The organism is Pseudarthrobacter sp. YAF2 (assembly GCF_052113345.1).
In the GTDB taxonomy this organism is placed as follows: domain Bacteria; phylum Actinomycetota; class Actinomycetes; order Actinomycetales; family Micrococcaceae; genus Arthrobacter.
Genome location: NZ_JBFRDA010000030.1, coordinates 1 through 20300, shown reverse-complemented (window position 1 = coordinate 20300; position 20300 = coordinate 1). Strand labels below are relative to the sequence as shown.

16 protein-coding genes, 1 tRNA gene and 2 pseudogenes are annotated in these 20300 nt (G+C 65.9%); 13 read left to right on the top strand and 6 right to left on the bottom strand.

Going from position 1 to position 20300, the window contains the following annotated elements; genetic code table 11:
* The 4 genes and pseudogenes from AB4Y79_RS21125 to AB4Y79_RS21110 all read right to left on the bottom strand — a co-directional run.
* Nucleotides 1–341: pseudogene (locus AB4Y79_RS21125) on the bottom strand (amino acid permease); the annotation flags it as partial.
* Nucleotides 342–386: 45 nt separating this feature from the next.
* Nucleotides 387–1337, bottom strand: a complete 951-nt coding sequence (locus tag AB4Y79_RS21120; RefSeq protein ID WP_441866073.1) for a glutaminase — start codon at nt 1335–1337, stop codon at nt 387–389.
* Nucleotides 1334–2929: a PucR family transcriptional regulator gene (locus tag AB4Y79_RS21115; RefSeq protein ID WP_441866071.1), complete on the bottom strand. Its 1596-nt coding sequence runs from the start codon at nt 2927–2929 to the stop codon at nt 1334–1336. The genes AB4Y79_RS21120 and AB4Y79_RS21115 overlap by 4 nt, the downstream gene beginning before the upstream one ends.
* 181 nt (nt 2930–3110) lie before the next feature.
* Nucleotides 3111–4163 (bottom strand): LacI family DNA-binding transcriptional regulator, encoded by a 1053-nt coding sequence (locus tag AB4Y79_RS21110; protein WP_441866069.1) that lies wholly within the window; start codon nt 4161–4163, stop codon nt 3111–3113.
* Between the two features lie 216 nt (nt 4164–4379).
* Here AB4Y79_RS21110 and AB4Y79_RS21105 point away from each other — a divergent pair, with 216 nt between their 5' ends.
* The 11 genes from AB4Y79_RS21105 to AB4Y79_RS21055 all read left to right on the top strand — a co-directional run bounded on the left by AB4Y79_RS21105 (nt 4380) and on the right by AB4Y79_RS21055 (nt 17885).
* On the top strand, nt 4380–5738 hold the full coding sequence (locus AB4Y79_RS21105; RefSeq protein ID WP_441866067.1) for an ABC transporter substrate-binding protein: 1359 nt from the start codon (nt 4380–4382) through the stop codon (nt 5736–5738).
* 6 nt (nt 5739–5744) lie between these two features.
* On the top strand, nt 5745–6755 hold the full coding sequence (locus AB4Y79_RS21100) for a carbohydrate ABC transporter permease (protein ID WP_441866065.1): 1011 nt from the start codon (nt 5745–5747) through the stop codon (nt 6753–6755).
* Complete coding sequence (locus AB4Y79_RS21095; protein WP_441866063.1) at nt 6752–7675, top strand: carbohydrate ABC transporter permease; 924 nt, start codon at nt 6752–6754, stop codon at nt 7673–7675. Before AB4Y79_RS21100 ends, AB4Y79_RS21095 begins: the two co-directional genes overlap by 4 nt.
* A 2-nt stretch (nt 7676–7677) precedes the next feature.
* Nucleotides 7678–8526, top strand: coding sequence for a sugar phosphate isomerase/epimerase family protein (locus tag AB4Y79_RS21090; protein ID WP_441866061.1), 849 nt, complete (start codon nt 7678–7680; stop codon nt 8524–8526).
* Nucleotides 8523–9686, top strand: coding sequence for a Gfo/Idh/MocA family protein (locus AB4Y79_RS21085; protein WP_441866059.1), 1164 nt, complete (start codon nt 8523–8525; stop codon nt 9684–9686). Before AB4Y79_RS21090 ends, AB4Y79_RS21085 begins: the two co-directional genes overlap by 4 nt.
* Nucleotides 9687–9690: 4 nt before the next feature.
* Nucleotides 9691–10596, top strand: a complete 906-nt coding sequence (locus AB4Y79_RS21080; RefSeq protein ID WP_441866057.1) for a sugar phosphate isomerase/epimerase family protein — start codon at nt 9691–9693, stop codon at nt 10594–10596.
* Nucleotides 10597–10599: 3 nt separating this feature from the next.
* Entirely contained in the window at nt 10600–12003 is a 1404-nt protein-coding gene (gene uxaC, locus AB4Y79_RS21075; protein WP_441866055.1) for a glucuronate isomerase, read from the top strand.
* A complete protein-coding gene (locus tag AB4Y79_RS21070) occupies nt 12000–13436 on the top strand; it encodes a mannitol dehydrogenase family protein (protein WP_441866053.1) in 1437 nt (478 codons plus the stop codon). Before uxaC ends, AB4Y79_RS21070 begins: the two co-directional genes overlap by 4 nt.
* 96 nt (nt 13437–13532) lie before the next feature.
* Entirely contained in the window at nt 13533–14762 is a 1230-nt protein-coding gene (manD, locus tag AB4Y79_RS21065; RefSeq protein WP_441866051.1) for a D-mannonate dehydratase ManD, read from the top strand.
* A gap of 31 nt (nt 14763–14793) precedes the next feature.
* Nucleotides 14794–17073: a gluconokinase, GntK/IdnK-type gene (locus AB4Y79_RS21060; RefSeq protein WP_441866049.1), complete on the top strand. Its 2280-nt coding sequence runs from the start codon at nt 14794–14796 to the stop codon at nt 17071–17073.
* A 77-nt stretch (nt 17074–17150) separates the two neighbouring features.
* Nucleotides 17151–17885: a hypothetical protein gene (locus AB4Y79_RS21055; RefSeq protein WP_441866047.1), complete on the top strand. Its 735-nt coding sequence runs from the start codon at nt 17151–17153 to the stop codon at nt 17883–17885.
* 37 nt (nt 17886–17922) lie between these two features.
* Here the strand turns inward: AB4Y79_RS21055 and AB4Y79_RS21050 are convergent, their stop codons facing one another.
* Nucleotides 17923–18282: a DUF7793 family protein gene (locus AB4Y79_RS21050; RefSeq protein WP_441866045.1), complete on the bottom strand. Its 360-nt coding sequence runs from the start codon at nt 18280–18282 to the stop codon at nt 17923–17925.
* A 282-nt stretch (nt 18283–18564) separates the two neighbouring features.
* Between AB4Y79_RS21050 and AB4Y79_RS21045 the strand changes: the two genes are divergently transcribed.
* Complete coding sequence (locus tag AB4Y79_RS21045) at nt 18565–19599, top strand: zinc-binding dehydrogenase (RefSeq protein ID WP_441866043.1); 1035 nt, start codon at nt 18565–18567, stop codon at nt 19597–19599.
* Between the two features lie 161 nt (nt 19600–19760).
* Here AB4Y79_RS21045 and AB4Y79_RS21040 read toward each other — a convergent pair.
* A tRNA-Ser gene (locus tag AB4Y79_RS21040) sits at nt 19761–19850 on the bottom strand.
* A gap of 122 nt (nt 19851–19972) precedes the next feature.
* Here AB4Y79_RS21040 and AB4Y79_RS21035 point away from each other — a divergent pair.
* Nucleotides 19973–20300: pseudogene (locus AB4Y79_RS21035) on the top strand (hypothetical protein); the annotation flags it as partial.

The following is a 20300-nucleotide window of genomic DNA, read 5'->3' as shown; positions in this document are numbered from 1 at the left end:
GCTTTTTCGCCGAAGAATTCGCGGGCGTAGGAGACGAAGGAGCCTGAGGAGGGCCGGTGCAGGACCAGTTCGCCCAGGGCGCGCAGGATCAGGAACGCGAAGAACCCGCACACGGCGTACGCGATGACCAGGGACGGGCCCGCGGCGTTCAGGCGGCCGCCGGCGCCCAGGAACAGGCCAGTACCGATCGCACCGCCGATCGCGATCATCTGGATCTGCCGCGGCTTGAGGTTCTTGTGGTAACCCTTATCCTCCGCGTGCAGGGAGGTCTCGGACGCATGCGCGTGACCACCATCAATCAAGTGGTCGAACTCAACCTCGTCATTGGGGTTGTTGGGCATGGGTATTCCTTTCGATCCGGGAAAGATCTTGCTGGATGGGGAAAATTAGAAAACTGACCAGCCGGTGCGGTCGGAGAGGTCGGCAAGGGCTGCCGTGCCGGCAAGGGAGTTGCCCTTGGCATCTAGGCGCGGGCTCCAGACACAGATGGCGCACTGGCCCGGGACGATGACCAGGATGCCGCCGCCCACCCCGCTCTTGCCCGGCAGGCCCACCCGGTACGCGAATTCGCCGGCGGCGTCGTACATGCCGCAGGTCAGCATGATGGATCCGATCCGCTTAGCCTCGCTCGGGCTCAACACCATGCCGGAGGTTCCCTGGCCGTCATTGGCGAGGAACAGCCCGGCCTTGGCCAGTTGGACGCAGCTCATCATGATGGAGCATTGGCGGACATAGTTCTCCACCACCGATTCCGCCGGCTGGGTGAGGTTGCCGAAGTCCTTCAGGAAGTGCGCCAGGGCCAGGTTGCGGCTGCTGCCGGCCAGTTCGCCCGCGGCGGCGGCTTCGTCGATGGACGGGCCGTGGCCGGCCCTCCCTCCCTCCGTGCCCGCCTGCTTGGTGAGGAACCGCAGGAGCTGCGTGGCGGCGTCGGGCGTCTCTTCCATCAGGTGGTCCGTGACCACCAGGGCGCCTGCGTTGATGAAGGGGTTGCGGGGGATGCCGTGCTCGGCTTCGAGCTGGACCAGCGAATTGAACGCCGTTCCGGAGGGTTCGCGCAGTACCCGCGACCACAGCCGGGCGGAGCGGCTTCCCTGCAGTGCCATGGCCAGGGTGAATACCTTGGAGATGCTCTGGATGGAGAAGGGAACGTCGGCATCGCCGGAACTGAAGACTTCACCGGAGGTGGTGGCGACGGCGATCCCGAACCGGTCGAAGGGGACCGTGGCCAGGAAGGGGATGTTTCCCGGGACAGCTCCCTTTTTCTTCTGAGGGCGGTGACGGCGGACGATGTCCCCGAGGAGGAGGCCAAGGGGCGGTGCGCTGAGTGTGGTGCTCATTTCCTGCCTGGATTGTCGTTGGAGGCGGCCCATTCCTGGAGATGGAGGAGGGCCACGAGGGAGTCGCGGGGGCTGCCGAAGTTGAGGCCGGTCACCCGGGTGGCCTTGGCCACCCGGTAATAGACGGTGTTCTTGTGCAGGTTCATGCGCCTGGCACATTCCGCGACGTCGAAGGAGGCGTCGAAATACGCCTGCAGGGTTGTTGCGAGTTCGGCGTCGTCGTGCAGCAGGGCCGCCAGGCTGCGGTGCCGGAAGGGCGAGGTATGGAAGTTGCGTACCGCCTCGCGATACAGGATTTCCGCCTCGAAATCCGCCACCCCGGCCACCGTGCCGGATTCCGCAGTGCCCACGCACGCCAGCAGTGCCTCCGTCACGCGGGTCACCGTATGGAGGGACAATAGATCCGGCACCAGGGGGCCGACGGCGGCGAAAGGGATGATGCCGAGGTGCTTGCGGGCGTCCCGGACGATTGCCTCGGCTAGGGACCGCAGCCCCGCTTCCGCGGTGCTTGACTGCAGGTCCGGGACGATGATGGCCGTGTCGCCGTTGAACTGGCCGACGACGGCGGAGGCCTTGTAGGCGGCCGCGTGGATGGACGCGAGGTTGGCAAGTTCCCCGTGCTTGAGCGCGGCGTCGTCGGCACGCGAGTCGGCGTCGGACATGCCCATCAGGATGAGCGCGGCGGGAGCTTCAGAGGGGATTTTTCCGCTGTGCGCGCCGGCGGCGGCTTCTGCCGGACCCGACAGGATCCGCGCAATCCGGTCCTCCCGCATGTGGACGGACTGCTGGTTGCGGTAGCGGATCAGTTCTGCCGAGACGCGTGCCGCGGATCCCGTCAGGACATATTCAACATCCGGGCCGAAGCCTCCACCGGTCTCCTGGAGCCAGATATAGCCCATGATCCGGTCGCCGGCAAAGAGCGCGATGGCCACCCGTTCCCGCAGCCCGTCCTGGGGCCTCGCGGGGACGCGGACCGGTTGCCGGGTGCGGTGGAGTTCCCGGTAGGCACCCAGGTCCTTGAGCAGCAGTTCGTACTTCCGGGGGCCGCGGCGGGCCAGGATGGACGCTTTCCGGAGCTCATCGATGTCATTGGTGACCGTGGAATAGGCGAGGACTTTGTTGGCCGCATCCTCAATGAGCACGTGGCTGGACGTGAGTCGCGCCGTGGTCTGGGCAATCGCGAACAGGTCCTCCTCGAGCAGCGTCAAAACTTCGCTCTGGTAGCTGCGCGGCTGGATCCGGTCCTTGGCGATCGAGAGCAGGCGGTCCCAGTCCGCTGCAGGATCCACCAGCAGCAGGCCAGACCCGGCTGCCCGCAGGAGCTCTTCCGCTTCTGCCAGGTCGTCCCGCTGGCCCTTCATTGCGACCACCGGGGGCGGGTCCTTCAGCAGGCGCCGGAGGGCAGGCAATGCAGACCGGCCGCGGACCCCGATGAGCAGGACAAAGGCTTTGGCGGCCTCCACTGCTTCATCGTCGGCGTCGACAATCAGGAAGCGTTCGATGGCCGGCGCCGAAAGGGCCGGCCGGAGGATGAGGCTGGCGAAGCCAAGCGGAAGATCCGAGAGGATGTCATCCACCGTAACCGCGGCCATGGTTGTCCCTTTGCATTGATCCCGCCGGACGGCTCTGTCCGGTCACCTCATGCTATCGAGCGGCAGGCGGCGGCATTATGGAATCAGTTCCAAGACCAACGGCCAATTTTTGGTTTCCCGTCCGAGGCGCGGGACCGGCCGCCAGGAACGGCAGAGGGCGAGCCTGGGGAGGCTCGGAGGATCAGGTGGGCGCCGGTCCCGTCGAGTCCCGCACCGTCAGGTGGGTGGGCATGACGGCGAGCTTCCGGGTGGCGCTTCCCGGCAGCGGATTGAGCTGGGCCAGGAGCATGGACACGGCCACCCTGCCCGCCTGCTCGATGGGGCTGGAGATGGTGGTCAGCGGCGGATTGCAGAAATCGGCGCCGAAAATGTCGTCCGAGCCGATGATGCTCATGTCCGCGGGTACCCGGATACCGCGGGCCTGCAGGCGCTGGAGCATGCCGATGGCCAGCAGGTCGTTGAACACGATGCAGGCAGTGGCCCCGGTGCGGACTGCGGCGTCCGCCGCGGCCGCCCCGGACGTCGTCTTGGGTACGTAGGGGCCAATCCGGTGGACTTCCATACCGCGCTTTGTGGCGTCCTCTTCGAAGACTTTCCACCGCATCTGGTTTGACCACGACGTGGGTGGTCCGGCGACGTAGCAGACTTTGTGATGGCCCAGCGATGCCAGGTGCTCCAGGGCCTGGATGATGGCCGAGGGCGTATCGATCATCACGGTCGGTGCGCTGGTGGAGGCGCGGTTGAACGTCACCAGGGGCTGCGTCTGCGAAACTTCTGCCAGCTGGGCATCGGTCAGGCGTGAGGCGGCAAGGATGAAGCCATCGGCGGACTTGCGCATCTTGTGCAGCGCTTCGAGCTCCATCTCGTTGGACTCCTCGGTGTCCACCAGGAGCTGCGTCACGCCGGCGGCCTTGAGCTGGTGCTGCGTGCCCCGGATGATGTCGAAATAGAACGGGTTGGTGATGTCGGGCACCAGCACAGCTACGGCGTTGGTCCGCCCCGAGCTAAGGCCGCGCGCCTGTGAGCTCGGCACGTAGTTGAGTTCCGCTGCTGCCTCTTCAATCCGGACCCGCGTCCGCGGATTTACCCGGTCGGGCCGCGAGAGGGCCCGGGAGACCGTGGACGTGGCCACGCCGGCGAGCTCCGCCACATCCCGGATGGTGGGCGGGCGGTCCCGCCGGGTGTTCGCGTCTCCGGCGCCCTGTGGAGCAGCCTCCACCGATGGATTAGCCATAGTTGCCGACCTTTCATCGCTGGCTTGAAGAATCCGCAGGCGGTAACCCGCCCTGCGTTCCCCGACTTTGGATGATCCAAGCAGACCACCCTTGGCAACTTTTGGCAACCGCTTGCCGCAAGCTTTCCAGTTTCCTAGACTGACTCTCGAGTCGCCTGCAGTGATTTCCGCCACAAGACGGATGTGGCCATGCGGGTGTCCTAGAGGAGAAAAACAATGAGGTTTAAATCGACTACTGGGCTTGCGGCGATAGTTACGGCGGCAGCGCTCGCTTTGACCGGCTGTGGATCGAGCTCCGGAAACGGCGGCGGCTCCACCAGCTCGGACGGCAAGGTGGACGGCACGGGCAAGACGCTCAGCGTCCTGGTGAACGTCTCCAGCCAGTACCCGGAACAGCAGAAGCAGTGGCAATCCGACATTGCCGCCAAGTTCAAGGCCGAGACCGGCGCCGACGTGAAGTTCGAAACCTTCGCCTCGGCGAACGATGAACTCACGCGTATCCAAACGTCCGTTGTCTCCGGTCAAGGCCCGGACGTCTACAGCCTCGGAACCACCTTCACGCCCACGGCTTTTGCCACAAAGGCCTTCGTGACCCTGTCCGACGACGACTGGAACAAGGTGGGCGGCAAGGACCGATTCAACCCGGCGACCCTGGGAATCTCCGGACCGGACAAGGACCACCTGGCCGGCATCCCGTTCGTCAGCCGGCCGTTCGTCATGGCATACAACAAGGACCTGCTGGCTGCGGCGGGCATCGACAAGCCTGCCACGAACTGGGATGACTTGGCTGCCCAGGCGAAGAAGATGACCAAGGACGGCACCTACGGCATCGCCACGGGATACAAGGACAGCTTCGATCCCTGGAAGTTCATTTGGGCCATGTCCATCCAGGCCGGAAACCCGCTGGTGGACGGCAACAAGCTGAAGATGGATGACCCCACGGTCAAGAAGGCCTACGAAACGTACTTCGGCTGGCTCACCAACGACAAAGTGGTTGACCCCGCATCCGTGGGCTGGAGCAACAGCAACGCCGTGGCTGCCTTCGCCAGCGGCAAGGCCGGCTACCTGATGATGACCACGTCCAGCTCCATTCCCACCCTGGACAAGTCCGCAATCGCCGGCAAGTACGAGTACGCCCTGATGCCCACGATCGCACCGGGCCAGACCCAGTCCAAGTCCGACGGCGACGCCGCCAGCATCCTCTCCGGCGACAACCTCGTGGTGGCCGATTACTCCAAGCAGAAGGACCTGGCCTTCGCCTACATCAAGCTGATCACCTCCAAAGACGAACAGCTGAACTACCAGAAGACCTTCGGTGACCTGCCGGCAAACGCCGAAGCCCTCGCCACCCTGACGGACGCCAAGCTCAAGCCGCTGGCCGATGCCGCCGCCAAGTCCAAGGCCACCCCGTTCACGGGTGCCTGGGGCGATATCCAGCTCGGCCTGCTCAACGTCACCGTCCAGTCGATTCCTGACCTGGCCGCGGGCAAGGTGGACGAATCCGCCCTTGATTCCCGGATCAAAGACGCCCAAAACAAGGGCCAGGCTTCCCTGGACCGGGCCTCCAAAGGATAAGTTCTGATGTCAACCGACGCCTCTCATGAAGTACGGCCTGCGGTGGATTCCGCCGCAGGCCGGGCGCCCCGGACCGCCAACGGCGCCGGGCAGCAGCCCGGCCCCAAGGACGGTCCGCGGCGCAAGGGCCTGAGCGAGCGGAACCGCCCGCTCTGGATGCTGATCCCCGGCGGGGTCCTGATGATTATCATCATCGTGGTGCCGCTGCTGCTGGGCATCTACATGTCCATCCTCAACCTGGACCAATACACGCTGCGAAAATGGATCAGCGCACCCATCATCGGAGTGGAAAACTTCGTTGAAGCCGTTACGAACTCGCCCCTCCTGCACGCCGTCTGGCTGAGCGTCAGCTACTCGCTGCTTGCCATGGTGGTGACGCTGCCGCTTGGCATTGCCGCAGCAGTGGCAACCCAGAACGCGTTCAAGGGTCGCGCCCTGATCCGCTCGGTCTTCCTCATCCCGTATGTCCTGCCGTCCTTCGTGGTGGCAACGGTCTGGCGGACCATGCTCCAGCCCGGCGGCATCGTGGATGAGGCCCTGGCCACCGTGGGAATCCACGTGGGCCTCTGGCTCAACGGGCCGCAAACGTTCTGGACACTGGTTTTGGTCCAGATCTGGGCCTCCTGGCCGTTCATCTACCTGCTCGCGCTGTCCGGCCTGCAGTCCGTGGACCACGAGGTGCACGAGGCCTCGGCCCTCGACGGGGCGCTCTGGTGGAACAAGCTCCGGTACGTGATCTTCCCCTACTTGAAGGGTCCGCTGGCCCTCGCTTTCCTGATCGGGATGCTGCACCACATCAACAACTTCACCCTCCCGTTCGTGCTGTTCGGCGTCCCGGCCCCGGCCGACGTCGAAGTCCTCCCTATCCTGACCTACGTCACCAGCTTCCAGAGCTTCCGCTTTGGCCTGAGCGCCGCGATGGCCTTCATCTCCCTGGTGCTCATCGCCATCCCGCTGTTCGTTTACCTCCGCGCCGTGAAGCTTGACGACGCCGACACCCCAGGAGCGAAGAAATGAGCGCCACGATCACCGGTCGTCGGAGCGCGCCAGCCGCCGACGTCGACCGTCCGGGCTCGCACCGCCAGCACGAGGTGCTGAGGCTCCTGCCCGGCCCCCTGCTGGTCATCATCCTTGTCTTCCTGGGTGCCTTGGTGCTGATTCCGGTGCTGTATATCTTCCTGGCATCAGTGAACTCGGACATCGGAGTAGCCAACGGCGAGTTCTGGCCGTCATCGGTCACCTTGGAGAACTACTCGAAGATCTGGACCAGCGTGGGCCTGGCCACCGGCCTCACCAACAGCGTCCTGGTGGCAGGATCAACGGCCGTCGTCTCGGCTGCGCTGTCCGTATCCACCGCGTTCGTCCTGGTTCGGTACAGCTTCCGGGGAAGGCTCAGCATCCTGCGCGGCCTCCTGGCATTGCAGTCCGTCCCGGGAACCCTGATGGTGCTGCCGGTCTTCGTCCTCTTTTCCTCGGCGGCAACCTACCTCGGTATCCAGGTGATCGGGACCCAGTGGGGCTTGTTTGTGACATACCTGACCTTCGCCATGCCGTTCTCCACCTGGGTGATGGTCACCTACCTCCGCGGACTCCCCAAGGAACTGGAAGAAGCCGCCAAAATCGACGGCGCGTCCAACCTCGGCGTCCTGTTCCGCATTGTCCTGCCCCTGAGCTGGCCCGGCATCGTTGTCTCCGGCATCTTCGCCTTCCTGCTCGGCTGGAACGACGTCCTGTTCGCCTCGGTGATGACGCGCCCCGAAAGCCAGACCGCCGCCGTCGCCCTTCAAATTTTTGGTGCCTCGCAGGAAGGCGGCGCCATCCCTTACTACGGCCAGATGATGGCCGCAGCCTTGGTGTGCGCAGCACCGGTGGTCATCCTTTACCTGATTTTCCAGCGATACCTAGTAGGCGGGCTGACCGCCGGAGGAGTTAAATAACCATGGTTTCGACCACCCAGGTCGCGTGGCAGCTGTCAGGCTTCGGCGACGAAATTGACGACGACCCCGCAGTCCAGATAGCTGTGCTGCAGGCCCTCGGCGCCAACCACATCGAGGTTCGCAGCGCATGGGGAACCAACATCGTGGACCTCAGCGACGAACAGCTCCAGGCACTTGCCGCCCTGCTGGCAGACAAAGGCATGAAGGTCTCGGCCATTGCCTCGCCCATCGGGAAGGTGGACGTCAGCCTCCCGGTCGAGCATGAGGTGGAGCGGCTGCGGCGGGCAGCCAATGCCGCCAAGGTCCTGGACGCCAAATACATCCGCATCTTCTCCTTCTACTACGGCGAGTCAGTCCAGGTGGAAAGCATCCGGGATGAGGTCATCGAGCGCATGCGCGCCCTTGCCGACGTGGCCGAAGAAGCCGGGGTGATCCTCCTGCACGAAAACGAGAAGGACATCTTCGGGGACGTCCCGGACCGGGTCCTGGACATCATCGAGACTGTGGACTCGCCGGCCCTGAAAGTGGCCTGGGACGCTGCGAACTTCGTCCAGGTCGGCGTCAAGCCCTTCGATGAGGGGTATGCCAAGCTGCGCCCGCACCTGGAATACCTCCAGGTCAAGGATGCCCTCTTCGCCAACGGCCACGTGGTGCCCGCCGGCGAAGGCGACGGGGACGTCCTCAAGACCGTCGAGGCGCTCAAGGCCGACGGCTACGAAGGCTTCGCATCCCTTGAGCCGCACCTTGCCGGCGCCCACGGCCTGGGCGGATTCTCCGGCCCCACGGCCTTCGGCATCGCGGCACGCGCGTTCGCCAAAGTTACCGCAGAAGCAGGAGTCCAGACCGCATGAGCACCCTTAACGCAGCCATCACCGGGTGCGGCGTCATCGGCCGCACCCACGCCGTAGCCCTTCGTGAATTCCCGGAAGTCCGCATCGTTGCCCTCATCGATGCCATCCCGGCCGCGGCCGAAGCGCTCGCCGACTTCATCGAACAGCAGGGCGGCGCGCGGCCGGCTCTGTACACCACCCAGGCGGAAGCTTTCGCCGCCGAAGACATCCACCTGGTTGCCCTGGCAACCCCCAGCGGACTGCACATCCAGCAGAGCCTGGAGGTGCTCGCGGCGGGCAAGCATGTGGTCATCGAAAAGCCCCTTGACGTGGACCTCAGCCGGGCCCAGGAAATTGAAGCCGCCGCGAAGGAAGCAGCGGGCAACGGCATCGTTGCCTCGGTCATCAGCCAGCACCGGTTCGACCAGTCCAGCGTCGCTGTGTCCCGCGCCATCGCCGACGGCCGTTTCGGCAAGCTGACCTCCGCCATTGCCTCGGTGGCATGGTGGCGCGGCCAGGGCTACTACGACTCCGGCGACTGGCGCGGCACGTGGGCGATGGACGGTGGCGGCGCCCTCATGAACCAGGGCGTGCACACCGTGGACCTCCTCCTGTGGTTCATGGGCCGGCCGGTGGAAATTTTCGCGCACACCGCCCGCCTCGCCCACGAACGCATCGAAGTGGAGGACACGGCCGTAGCCACCGTCACCTTCGAGAACGGCGGACTGGCCGTCCTGCACGCCACCACTGCCGCCTACCCGGGGCTGACCGTGCGCGTGCAGCTGATGGGCTCCGAGGGATCGGCCGTGGTGGACAACGACCGCCTGCAGTACTTCCACAGCAGGGACACGGGCAGCGCCTCGGCGGACATGGGCCTGCAGGGCGGCGGCAACCAGGCCGATGAAGAACTGGCCAAATACCCGGAGGAAGACTACAAGGCGGCCGATCCCACCGTGTATCCGGCCGGGCACGTCCGGCAGTACCGGGACATCCTGGCCGCCATCGCCGGTGGAAAACAGCCGGGTGTCACCGTCAGCGACGCCGTCAATGCCCTCGCGGCGGTGCGTTCGGTGTACGTCTCGGCGACCCTCGGCCAGCCCGTCCTCTTTGAGGATGTCCTGGCAGGCAAGTACAACGACCTCGAAGTCCACACCGGCAGCACACCGGCAGAAAGCGCCTGAAACCATGAAGTTCTCAGTATTTACCGCATCAACCCCCGAGTGGACCCCCGAGGAAGCAGTCCAGCAACTGGCAGGCCAGGGCTGGGACGGCGTCGAGTGGCGCATCACAGACCAGGGCGACGCCCCCGAGCCCGGCTTCTGGGCCGGGAACAAGGCAACCGTTCCGCTGACGGGAATGGAAGACCACCTGGACCGGATCGCCGCTATCACGGCCGGCGCCGGCCTGGAGTTCTCCGGCATCGGCGGATACGCGCGGTGCGACAACCACGCTGACGTGGACCGCATGCTCGCCGCCACCGCCAGGCTCGGAGCCGGCCAGGTGCGCGTGACCACGCCGCCGCTGGGAACCGCGGCCTGGGGCGACGAACCGGCCAGCGGTACCCCCTACCCGGAACTCTTCGCCGCTGCCCGCCGCGATTTCGAATGGATTGCGGAGCGGGCCGCGCACCACGGGGTGAAGGCGCTGGTGGAGTTGCACCACCGCACCATCACCGCCTCGGCCTCATCGGCGCTGCGGCTGCTGGACGGCCTGGACCCCCGGCACGTCGGCGTCATCCATGACCTTGGCAACCTGCTGATCGAAGGGCAGGAGGACTACCTCCCAGCCTTCGAGCTCCTGGGCGACTACATGGCGCATGTGCATGTGAAGAACGCGGTGTGGGTGAACAGCGGCGGGACCGACGAATCCGGTGCAGCCATCTACAAGAACGAGTGGGCGCCGCTGCGATCAGGCCAGGGCAGCGTGCTGCAGTACTTCAAGGCACTCGCTGCCTTCGGATACGACGGCTGGGTAACGGTGGAGGACTTCTCGACGGAACTCCCGCTGGCAGAACGCACCGCCGGGAACCTCGACTACCTCCGCGCCACGGCCGCCCTGGCAGGGCTCCCGGTCGCCGCAGGGAGGCGTTGAGCCATGGCGCAGCCGATAGCGGACCACCCGGACCGGCTCCTGCCGGCCGATCCCGGCGTCCGGGAGATTGCCCGCTCACTCTTTTCCCGGGTGGAAGGCCTGCCCATCATCTCCCCGCACGGGCACGTCGACGCTGCGGTCATCGAACAGAACACACCCTTCCCGGACCCGGCCGCGCTCCTGGTCACCCCGGACCATTACGTCACCCGCCTGATCCACGCCGGCGGAGTAGCCATGGACCAGCTGGGCCTGGGTAACCAGCCCGCTGACTCGCGGCAGGTATGGCGGCACTTCTGCGAGGCCTGGCCCGCTTTCGAGGGAACCGCCTCCGGGTACTGGATCCGGCAGGAGTTCGCCCACGTCTTCGGCGTGGACGAGGAGCCGTCCGCCCGGAACGCGGACCAGCTCTACGATGCCCTGCAGGCGAAACTGTCCGAGCCGGGCTTCCGGCCCCGGGAACTGTTCAAGGAATTCAACATCGAGGTTCTCGCCACCACCGATGACCCCCTGGACTCCCTGGACAGCCACGCCGCGCTGCACGCCGATCCAGCATTCGCGGGCCGCGTGCTGCCCACCTTCCGGCCGGACCAGTACCTGAACATGGCACATCCTGCCTGGCAGGACAACGTGGAACGGCTCATCGGCGCCGCCGGCGGGGGAGTGTCCGGCTACGCCGGGTACATCAAGGCACTTGAGGCACGCCGGCGCCACTTCGTGGACCGCGGCGCTGTGTCCGCTGACCACGGCGTGTTCACGCCCGCCACCTTGAAGCTGGACGACGCCGAGGCGGAGCGGCTGTTCGAGCGGGGCCGGGCCGGCCAGGCGAGCGCCCGGGACAGGGACGCGTTCGAAGCCCACATGCTGTACCAGATGGCGAGGATGTCGGTGGACGACGGGCTGGTCATGACCATCCACCCGGGCTCCTTCCGCAACCACCACGGGCCCACATTCGAGGCCTTCGGGGCGGATACCGGGCATGACATCCCGGTGGCCGTGAACTATACGGAGGCCGTCCGGCCGCTGCTGCAGGACTTCGGTACCGCCAAGGATTTCCACCTGGTCCTTTTCACCCTGGACGAGACCGTATTCTCCCGCGAGCTGGCTCCGCTGGCCGGGTTCTACCCGTCGGTGTACCTCGGCGCGCCCTGGTGGTTCCTGGACGCCCCCGACGCCATGCTGCGCTTCCGGTCCGCGGTGACGGAGACCGCGGGATTCTCGCGGTCCTCCGGGTTCATCGATGACACCCGCGCCTTCTGCTCCATTCCGGCCCGCCACGACACGGCCAGGCGGATCGAGGCGTCCTTCCTGGCCCGCCTCGTCGCCGAACACCGGGTCACCGAGGAGCGGGCGCACGAACTCATCGTGGACATCGTGGACGCATCGCCACGGAGGGTATTCAAGCTGTGAGTGCCCAGTTCCAGGCTCCGCCGCCAGCCCCGTCGTCGGCGGCTGACCTTCCGCGGCTGACCCGGCAGCTCCGTCCCCTCCCCAAAGCACCGGTGCGGATCGTTCACCTGGGGCTGGGCGCGTTCCACCGCTCGCACCAGGCCTGGTACACCCAGCAGGCATCGGATTCGGCGGACTGGGGAATCGCCGCGTTCACCGGACGCAGGCCGGACGCCGCCGTTGCCCTGGCGGAGCAGGACGGGCTCTACACCTTGGTGGAACGGGCGGACGAGGGTGACTCTTTCACTGTCATCGGCAGCATCGTAGAGGCTGTGGACGGGGCCGACCTGGGCCGGCTGACGGCCTTGGTGGCCGCGCCGGAGACTGCCCTGGTCACGCTGACCATCACAGAAACCGCCTACAGGTTGGGTGCGGACGGCAAGCTGGATATTAACGCGCCCGACGTCGCCGCGGACCTTGCGCTGATGGGTTCGGGGACCGGGCGGCCGGCGACGCCGTTGGGACGCCTGGTGCTTGCGCTCGCCGCGCGTCGGGACGCGGGCGCCGGACCGGTCGCCGTCGTCTGCTGCGACAACCTTTCCAACAACGGCACGGTGGCCCGGCAAGGGGTTGCAGGGTTTGCCCAGGCCTGGGATCCCGGGTTCGCCGCCTGGATTGACGGCAACGTCAGCTTCGTCAGCACCTCGGTGGACCGCATCACGCCGCGGACCACCGACCAGGACCTGGCCGCCGTACGGGACGCCTGCGGCTACCGGGACGAGTCGCCGGTGGTGGCCGAACCCTTCTCCAGCTGGGTGCTCAGCGGGGAATTCCCTGCGGGGCGTCCGCGCTGGGAAGACGCCGGTGCCCTGTTCGTCGAGGACATTGAACCCTATGAGAACCGGAAGTTGTGGCTGCTCAACGGCGCGCACTCCCTCTTGGCCTACGCAGGCCAACTGAGGGGCCACACCACCGTGGCGGAAGCCCTGGCTGATCCGGCGTGCCGGCGTGCCGTGGAGGCTTTCTGGGACGAAGCGGAAGCCAACCTGCCCGCTAACGTGGAGCTGCAGATTCCCGCGTACCGGAAAGCCCTGCTTGCCCGCTTCGGCAATGCCAGGATCGCGCACCACCTGGCCCAGATTGCGATGGACGGCAGTACCAAATTGCGCATGCGCGCCGTTCCGGTGCTGCAAGCCGAACGGGCGGCCGGCAGGTCCGGTGCCGCGGCCGCGCTGATGATCGCAGCCTGGATGGACTACAGCGCCGTTGCTGCATCGTTCCAGGATCCACTGGGCGGGGACGTTGCCGCCGCCAACCGGCTGGACGGCGGTGAACGTACCAAGGCACTGCTGGCGGTCATCGATCCGGTCCTTGCCGCGGACGCCGGCGTCGTGGCCCTGCTGGAAGGCCTGCGCGGCACGGTTGCCGGCCACTCCGCCCCTGCCTCTGCCTGACCACTTTGCCGGACCCCGTTGAGTGCCAAACATGGACCGATTCCCGGCACAATTTTTCCCAACCCTCCGACCCGACTTTCTCCGAAAGGACCTGCTGTGAAAATCATTGCCGCGGACGTGTTCGTCACCAGCCCCACCCGAAACTTCGTGACCCTCCGGATCACCACGGACGACGGCGTGACGGGCATTGGCGACGCCACCCTGAACGGCCGCGAGCTCGCCGTCGCCGCGTATCTGAAGGAGCACGTCGCCCAGCTGCTCATCGGCAAGGATCCGCACCGGATTGAGGACACGTGGCAGTTCTTGTACCGGAGCGCGTACTGGCGCCGCGGTCCCGTCACGATGGCGGCCATCGCCGCCGTCGACATGGCGCTGTGGGATATCAAGGGCAAGGTTGCCGGGCTTCCCGTGTACCAGTTGCTGGGCGGGGCGTCGCGGAACGGGCTGCGGGCCTACGGCCACGCGTCGGGCTCGGACATCGAGTCGCTGTTTGATTCCGTGCGGGAACACTTGGAACTGGGCTACAAGTCGATCCGGATCCAGACCGCGATCCCGGGGATCAAGGCTGTCTACGGTGTGGCCGCCCAGGCCCAGGCCTCGGGCGAGCGGTATGACTATGAGCCCGCCGGCCGCGGCGCGTTTCCGCAGGAAGAAGACTGGGACACCCGCGCGTACCTGCGGCACCTTCCCACGGTCTTCGAGGCGGTCCGGAACGAGTTCGGCCCGGAGATCCCGCTGCTGCATGATGGCCACCACCGGATGACGCCCATCCAGGCCGCGAAGCTCGGCAAGGCGCTGGAGCCCTATGACCTGTTCTGGCTGGAGGACTGCACCCCGGCCGAGAACCAGGAAGGCCTGCGACTGGTCCGCCAGCACACCACCACCCCGCTGGCCATCGGTGAAATTTTCAACACCGTGTACGACTTCCAGACGCTGATCAAGGAACAGCTGATCGACTACGTACGGGCGGCGTCCACGCACTTCGGCGGGATCTCGCCGTTGAAGAAGGTGATGGACTTTGCCGCGCAGTACCAGATCAAGTCCGGTTTCCACGGCCCTACGGACATTTCCCCTGTTGGCTTCGCCGCGCAGCTGCACGTAGGCCTGGCCATCCACAACTACGGCATCCAGGAATACATGCAGCACTCGGACAAGACCAACGAGGTCTTCGAACAATCCATGACCTTCGCCGACGGCTACCTGCACCCCGGCGACAAGCCCGGGATCGGCGTCGAGTTCAACGAGGAAGCCGCCGCAGCCTACCCGTACCAGCAGGCCTACCTGCCTTACAACCGCCTCGTCGACGGCACGGTGCATGACTGGTGAGGCTGGCCACGACTGGTAAGGAAAGCACCCGATGAACAAAACCAGAATCGTCGTGATGGGGGTATCCGGCTGCGGCAAGACCACCATCGGCGACCTCGTGGCCCGCGAACTGGGCGTCCCGTTCCTGGACGGCGATTCCCTGCACCCGGTGGAAAACGTCGCCAAGATGGCGGCCGGCACGCCCCTGACCGACGAGGACCGCTGGCCGTGGCTGGCCACGGTGGGCAGCAGGCTTGCAAACGCAGCCGACGGCGGCCTGGTCCTGGCATGCTCGGCGCTGCGCCGCACGTACCGGGACGCCATCCGTGCCCAGGCACCGGACACGGTGTTCCTTCACCTGGACGGCAGCAGAGAGGTCCTCAAAGTACGGACGGAAGGCCGCACGGGGCACTTCATGCCTCCCGCGCTGCTGGACTCCCAGCTCGCCACGCTCGAACCACTGCAGGAGGACGAACGCGGTGTGGTGGTGGACATTGCCGCGCCCGTCGCTGACGTGGTGGCGGCGGCACTCAAGGGGATTGCCGGCGTCGTACCTCCTGCCCGGACGGCCGGGGGCGGCAAGCCGCGGCAGTTCGACGTCGACCTGGCGGCGGCGCCGTACAATCTCGACGCCGACGCCATCGCCTGGGTGGAGGGCACCCTTGGGGGAATGACGCTCGAGGAAAAGATCGGGCAACTGTTCATCAACCACAACAACGACTACTCGCCCGGTTACCTCGACGGCGTGCTGGACAACTTCCACGTGGGCGGCATACGCTACCGGCCGGGGCCGTCCGCTGCCGTGCAGGAACACATCCGGTACGCCCAGTCCAGGTCCAGGATCCCGCTGCTGGTCGCGTCCAACCCGGAGATGGGCGGGGCAGGCAGCTGTGACGACGGCACATTCGTCTCCACGCACCTGCAGGCCGGTTCGCACCCGGACAAGAGCATTGCCCGGCAGATGGGGCAGGTGGCAGGGGTGGAGACGGCGGCCCTGGGCTGCAACTGGGCGTTCGCGCCGATCGTGGATATCCACTACAACTGGCGGAACACGGTGATCTCGACCCGCTCGTTCGGAAACACCCCGGAGATCGTGGTGGAACGGGCCAAGGAGTACTTCGACGGCATCAGTGAATCACCCACCGTCTGCGCCATGAAGCACTTCCCGGGTGACGGCATCGATGAGCGTGACCAGCACGTGGTCACCTCCTACAACACACTTCCGTTTGAGGAATGGAACGCAACTTACGGGCACGTGTATCGGGAGATGATTGCCCACGGCGTGCAGTCGATCATGGTTGGCCACATTGGAGCGCCGGAGGTTTCGCGGCATTTCCGGCCCGGCCTGGCCGACGCTGACATCCTGCCGGCCACGTTGTCCCCGGAGCTCCTGCAGGACCTGCTGCGCGGGGAGCTTGGCTTCAACGGGCTGGTGCTCACGGATGCTTCCCAGATGGTGGGCCTCACGCAGGCCATGAAGCGCAAGGACCTGGTGCCTGCAACGATCGCTGCTGGCTGCGACATGTTCCTCTTCTTCCGGAACCCGGCCGAGGACTTCGGCTACATGCTGGACGGGTACAAGTCTGGAGCCATTACCGAGCAGCGGCTGCACGATGCGCTGCGCCGCATCCTAGGCCTGAAGGCGTCATTGGGGTTGCACCTCAAGCCTGTTGACCAATTGGTGCCGCCGGCGGAGGCTCTCACCGTCATTGGCAGTGCCGAGCACCGCGCCATTGCAGCGGAGATCGCGGATAAGACCGTGACGCTGGTCAAGGACACGGCCGGGAACCTGCCCATCACGCCCGAAACCCATCCCCGGATCCGGCTCTACGGCATCTCCGGCGGCGCCGACTTCACCCGGGCTGATCCGCTGGCCTACCTCGGCGTGGTCAAAGAGGAACTGGAGGCCGCGGGGTTCGAGGTCAGCCTGTTCCGGACGGCGGAGCAGCGCGAAGCTGCCGGGGAGGCGGGCGTGAACTTCATGTCCATCATCTCCGAGGAGGCCACCGGGGACTATGCGGAGAAGTACGACGCCGCCTTTGTGTTCGCTTGCGTGTTGGGTTTCGCGCAGGAGGCCGCCATACGGATTAAGTGGTCCTCGCCAATGGCCGCGGAAATCCCCTGGTACGTCACCGAGGTGCCCACCGTGTTCGTGTCGCTGAACCAGCCCAACCACCTGATCGACGTGCCAATGGTCAAGACTGCCATCCACGCGCACGCCGGAACCCGGGAAGCCATCCGGGCCGCGGTGGAAAAGATCCAGGGAAAGTCCGGCTTCCAGGGCACCTTCAACGAGAACGTGTTCTGCGGGTCCTTCGACACGCGGGTATAGGGGGCTTTGGACTCTGGGAGCCCCGGGGCGTTGGTTTATAGCCTCGAGGCATCCCCGGAGCCAGGAGGAGGTGTGCCATGGGCGGCACAGCATCGGGTTTCGTTGCCCGTACCGGTCCGCGATCCGGGCGTGCCCCCGGGCGCCGCCAACTTCGCAGCTTCCTTGCCGCCGCCGCTGCGGCCGGTGTGTTTACGCATGGCCTTCTGCCGCGGGTCCTGCGGACGTGGGGCTCCACCGAGACTGAACGGACTGCGCTGCTTCCGGGAGACGATCTGATTCCCGACGCTGATGAGGTCTGGACCATGGGGGTTACCGTCGCCGCCCGGCCCTGGGACGTCTGGCCATGGCTCGTGCAAATGGGAGTGGACCGGGCCGGCCTGTATTCCTACACTGCGGTGGAGAATGGCTTGCTCCGCCTGGGGGTTACCAACGCGGACCGCGTCCATCCGGAGTGGCAGGACCTGAAGGTGGGGGACATCATCGCCTTCACACCCGTTGGGTACCCTGGCGGCCGGCGTGGGCCGCGCGTCGTGGAACTCGTGCAGGATCGCCACCTCGTCCTTGATTCCAGCCCGGGCGCACCGCCCGGAACGGTGACCGGTACCTGGCAGTTCGTCCTGCACGACGCCGGTCCTTCCGGTACCAGGCTCCTGCTTAGGACGCGGTACGGCGCCGGACGGCCTGCCGGGCTGCGCGTCACGGATTTCCTTCTTCGGCCCGGCTACCTCGTGATGGACCGGGCGATGCTGCTGGGCATCAAAAGGCGCGCCGAGGCGGAAATGCACGGGCCGCCGTCGTCCGCTCCGCGGTGAACGGGGGAAGGACCAACAATGCCTGGCAGGTAGTTCGCTACCTGGCGGCCCTGCTGCCCTGGCCCAACAACCATTCAAGGGCTTCGCGTTCGCTAGTGAAGTATGCGGTGGGAGTCAGCGACCGTTGGGAAAATGCCGCCACGACCTTGCCCATTGGTCCGTCTCCGATGAGGGCCACCGCAGCGAAGCCCCGGTAGGAAATCACACCGGCCCTGGCTTCGGGGGTTAACCCGGCCACCCCGTTCAGGTCAACGAGGAGAGGCAGGACCCAGCCGCCGCTGAAGCCTTCCAAGGCCCGGGCGGCCCGAACGGCAATCTCGTACGTGATGTGGACATCCGGGGCCCAGCGCAACCGCAGAACGCCTTGCTCGCACGAAGCGGCAAACAACTCGTTCATCCCTGTCCTCGTTCCGCTTTTTCGGCATGTTCTTCCACGCGCGCGTGACTGATTTAAGCCCCATTCTGCCTGAATAATGCACACCACTCATCCAGCAAATGGTCCGAAGCCGTAGTGCTCCGTCGTGGCACGCAGACCGGCCGCTGGGAGGGGCTTAAATGCGACTCAGGGCACGGCTGGGCACCTCTCAGGGGGCCGTTCAGGGGGCCGCTCAGGGGAAGCGGAGGCGCCGCCCCGGCCCCGCCTAGACTGGGCTGGACCAACCCAACTTAAGGAGGGCGTGTGCGTTCCCTTGTCATGCACCAAATCGCCGGACCGCTGACCGTTCAGGAAGTAGACCAGCCGGAGGCGCCGCAGGGTGGTGTGGTGATCTCCGTCGTCGCCACGGGCTTGTGCCGCAGTGACTGGCACGCGTGGGCCGGTCACGATGACATCGCACTGCCGCACGTTCCCGGCCACGAGTTCGCCGGCGTCGTCGTTGAGGTCGGTCCGGGAGTGACCGGTTGGGCGCTTGGTGACCGGGTGACGGCGCCTTTCGTCGAGGGCTGCGGGACCTGCGAGTGGTGCCTCGGCGGCAATGCGCAGGTATGCCCGGAACAGCAGCAGCCGGGCTTCACCCACTGGGGGTCGTTCGCGGAGCGCGTGGTGATCCATGCGGCGGACACCAATCTCGTGGCGATCCCCGAGGGGGTCAGCTTCGAAGCGGCGGCCAGCCTGGGCTGCCGTTTCGCCACCGCCTACCGGGCCTTGACAAGCCGGGCACGCCTGGCCGCCGGTGAATGGGTCACCATTGTTGGGGTGGGCGGCGTGGGGTTGAGCGCCGTCATGATTGCCAAGGCACTGGGCGGCAATGTCATTGCCGTGGACCGAAACGCGGCTGCCCTTGATGTGGCAGCGTTCCTTGGGGCCGATCACGTGGTGGTCGCCGACGGTTCTGATATTCCGGCGAAGGTACAGGAGCTGACGGGGGGAAGCCACGTCTCCATCGACGCCGTCGGCAGCGAGCAGACGTGCGCCGACGCGATCCTGAGCCTCCGGCGCCGCGGCCGGCACGTCCAGATTGGGCTCCTGCCGCCCGTTGAGGGGCACCCCCGCGTTCAGATGGCCCGGGTCATTGCGTGGGAGTTGGACGTTTTCGGAAGCCACGGGATGGCCGCTGTGGATTACCCCGGGATGCTCGCCCTGATCGAGTCCGGCGCACTCCAGCCGCAGAAACTCATCGAACGCGTCATCGGATTGGAAGAGGCCGCAGAGCTGCTGCCCCGGCTGGATACCGCGAACGTCGCAGGCATGACCATGATCCACCCCGCACGCTGACGCATACACAGGGTATCGCTGGGGACGTGATTGGCGTGTGAGGCCGCGTCAGGGGGAGTCCTTTTGTCGGAGCTTGCGCTCCGGGAGGGAATAGCTTCCTGCCCGGGGCAAGCGAAAGGCCCTGGTTCCTTTGTTTCCAAGGGAACCAGGGCCTTTCTACGTGGCGGTGACGGTGGGATTTGAACCCACGTTGGCTTTTACACCAAACAACATTTCGAGTGTTGCACCTTCGGCCGCTCGGACACGTCACCAACCTCAATAGGGTACCGGAGCGAGGCCGTCATCCCCAAAACGGTGCCCGATCCAGGCTGTATCTCGGGCGGTCGGGTCGCCGGCGCTGTGCTCTATTCGGGCCCGGAGGTTCGGTCTGCCGGTGGTTGAGCTCGTCGAGACCCATCCGGTCTTCTGTGGTGTCCGTGGTGGTGAGCGGACCTTAAATGTCAGACCCTCTGGTGATGATTGTTGTATGGGGAAAGCGGCGGTGGTGGGGGCGTTCGAGGATATCCGTGCTGCCCTTGCCGTGCTTCTTGCGGAGGTCGACGGGTCCGGTGGGGAGTCGTTTTCGGTTGCTGATCCGTTGGCGGGGTTGGCGGATGGGTGCCTGGAAGTCTTGGACGGTGTCCGTGAGGTGGAGGCCAGGGTCGCTGGTCTGAAAGCCAGGGCTGCGGTGGGGTATGCGGATGCTGCCGGTGTTGTTGCGG

Bases quoted from the DNA above. Each gene is read 5' to 3' on its own strand.
- AB4Y79_RS21120 (WP_441866073.1), bottom strand. From the start codon at position 1,337: ATGAGCACCACACTCAGCGCACCGCCCCTTGGCCTCCTCCTCGGGGAC.
- AB4Y79_RS21115 (WP_441866071.1), bottom strand. From the start codon at position 2,929: ATGGCCGCGGTTACGGTGGATGACATCCTCTCGGATCTTCCGCTTGGC.
- AB4Y79_RS21110 (WP_441866069.1), bottom strand. From the start codon at position 4,163: ATGGCTAATCCATCGGTGGAGGCTGCTCCACAGGGCGCCGGAGACGCG.
- AB4Y79_RS21105 (WP_441866067.1), top strand. From the start codon at position 4,380: ATGAGGTTTAAATCGACTACTGGGCTTGCGGCGATAGTTACGGCGGCA.
- AB4Y79_RS21100 (WP_441866065.1), top strand. From the start codon at position 5,745: ATGTCAACCGACGCCTCTCATGAAGTACGGCCTGCGGTGGATTCCGCC.
- AB4Y79_RS21095 (WP_441866063.1), top strand. From the start codon at position 6,752: ATGAGCGCCACGATCACCGGTCGTCGGAGCGCGCCAGCCGCCGACGTC.
- AB4Y79_RS21090 (WP_441866061.1), top strand. From the start codon at position 7,678: ATGGTTTCGACCACCCAGGTCGCGTGGCAGCTGTCAGGCTTCGGCGAC.
- AB4Y79_RS21085 (WP_441866059.1), top strand. From the start codon at position 8,523: ATGAGCACCCTTAACGCAGCCATCACCGGGTGCGGCGTCATCGGCCGC.
- AB4Y79_RS21080 (WP_441866057.1), top strand. From the start codon at position 9,691: ATGAAGTTCTCAGTATTTACCGCATCAACCCCCGAGTGGACCCCCGAG.
- uxaC (WP_441866055.1), top strand. From the start codon at position 10,600: ATGGCGCAGCCGATAGCGGACCACCCGGACCGGCTCCTGCCGGCCGAT.
- AB4Y79_RS21060 (WP_441866049.1), top strand. From the start codon at position 14,794: ATGAACAAAACCAGAATCGTCGTGATGGGGGTATCCGGCTGCGGCAAG.
- AB4Y79_RS21055 (WP_441866047.1), top strand. From the start codon at position 17,151: ATGGGCGGCACAGCATCGGGTTTCGTTGCCCGTACCGGTCCGCGATCC.
- AB4Y79_RS21050 (WP_441866045.1), bottom strand. From the start codon at position 18,282: ATGAACGAGTTGTTTGCCGCTTCGTGCGAGCAAGGCGTTCTGCGGTTG.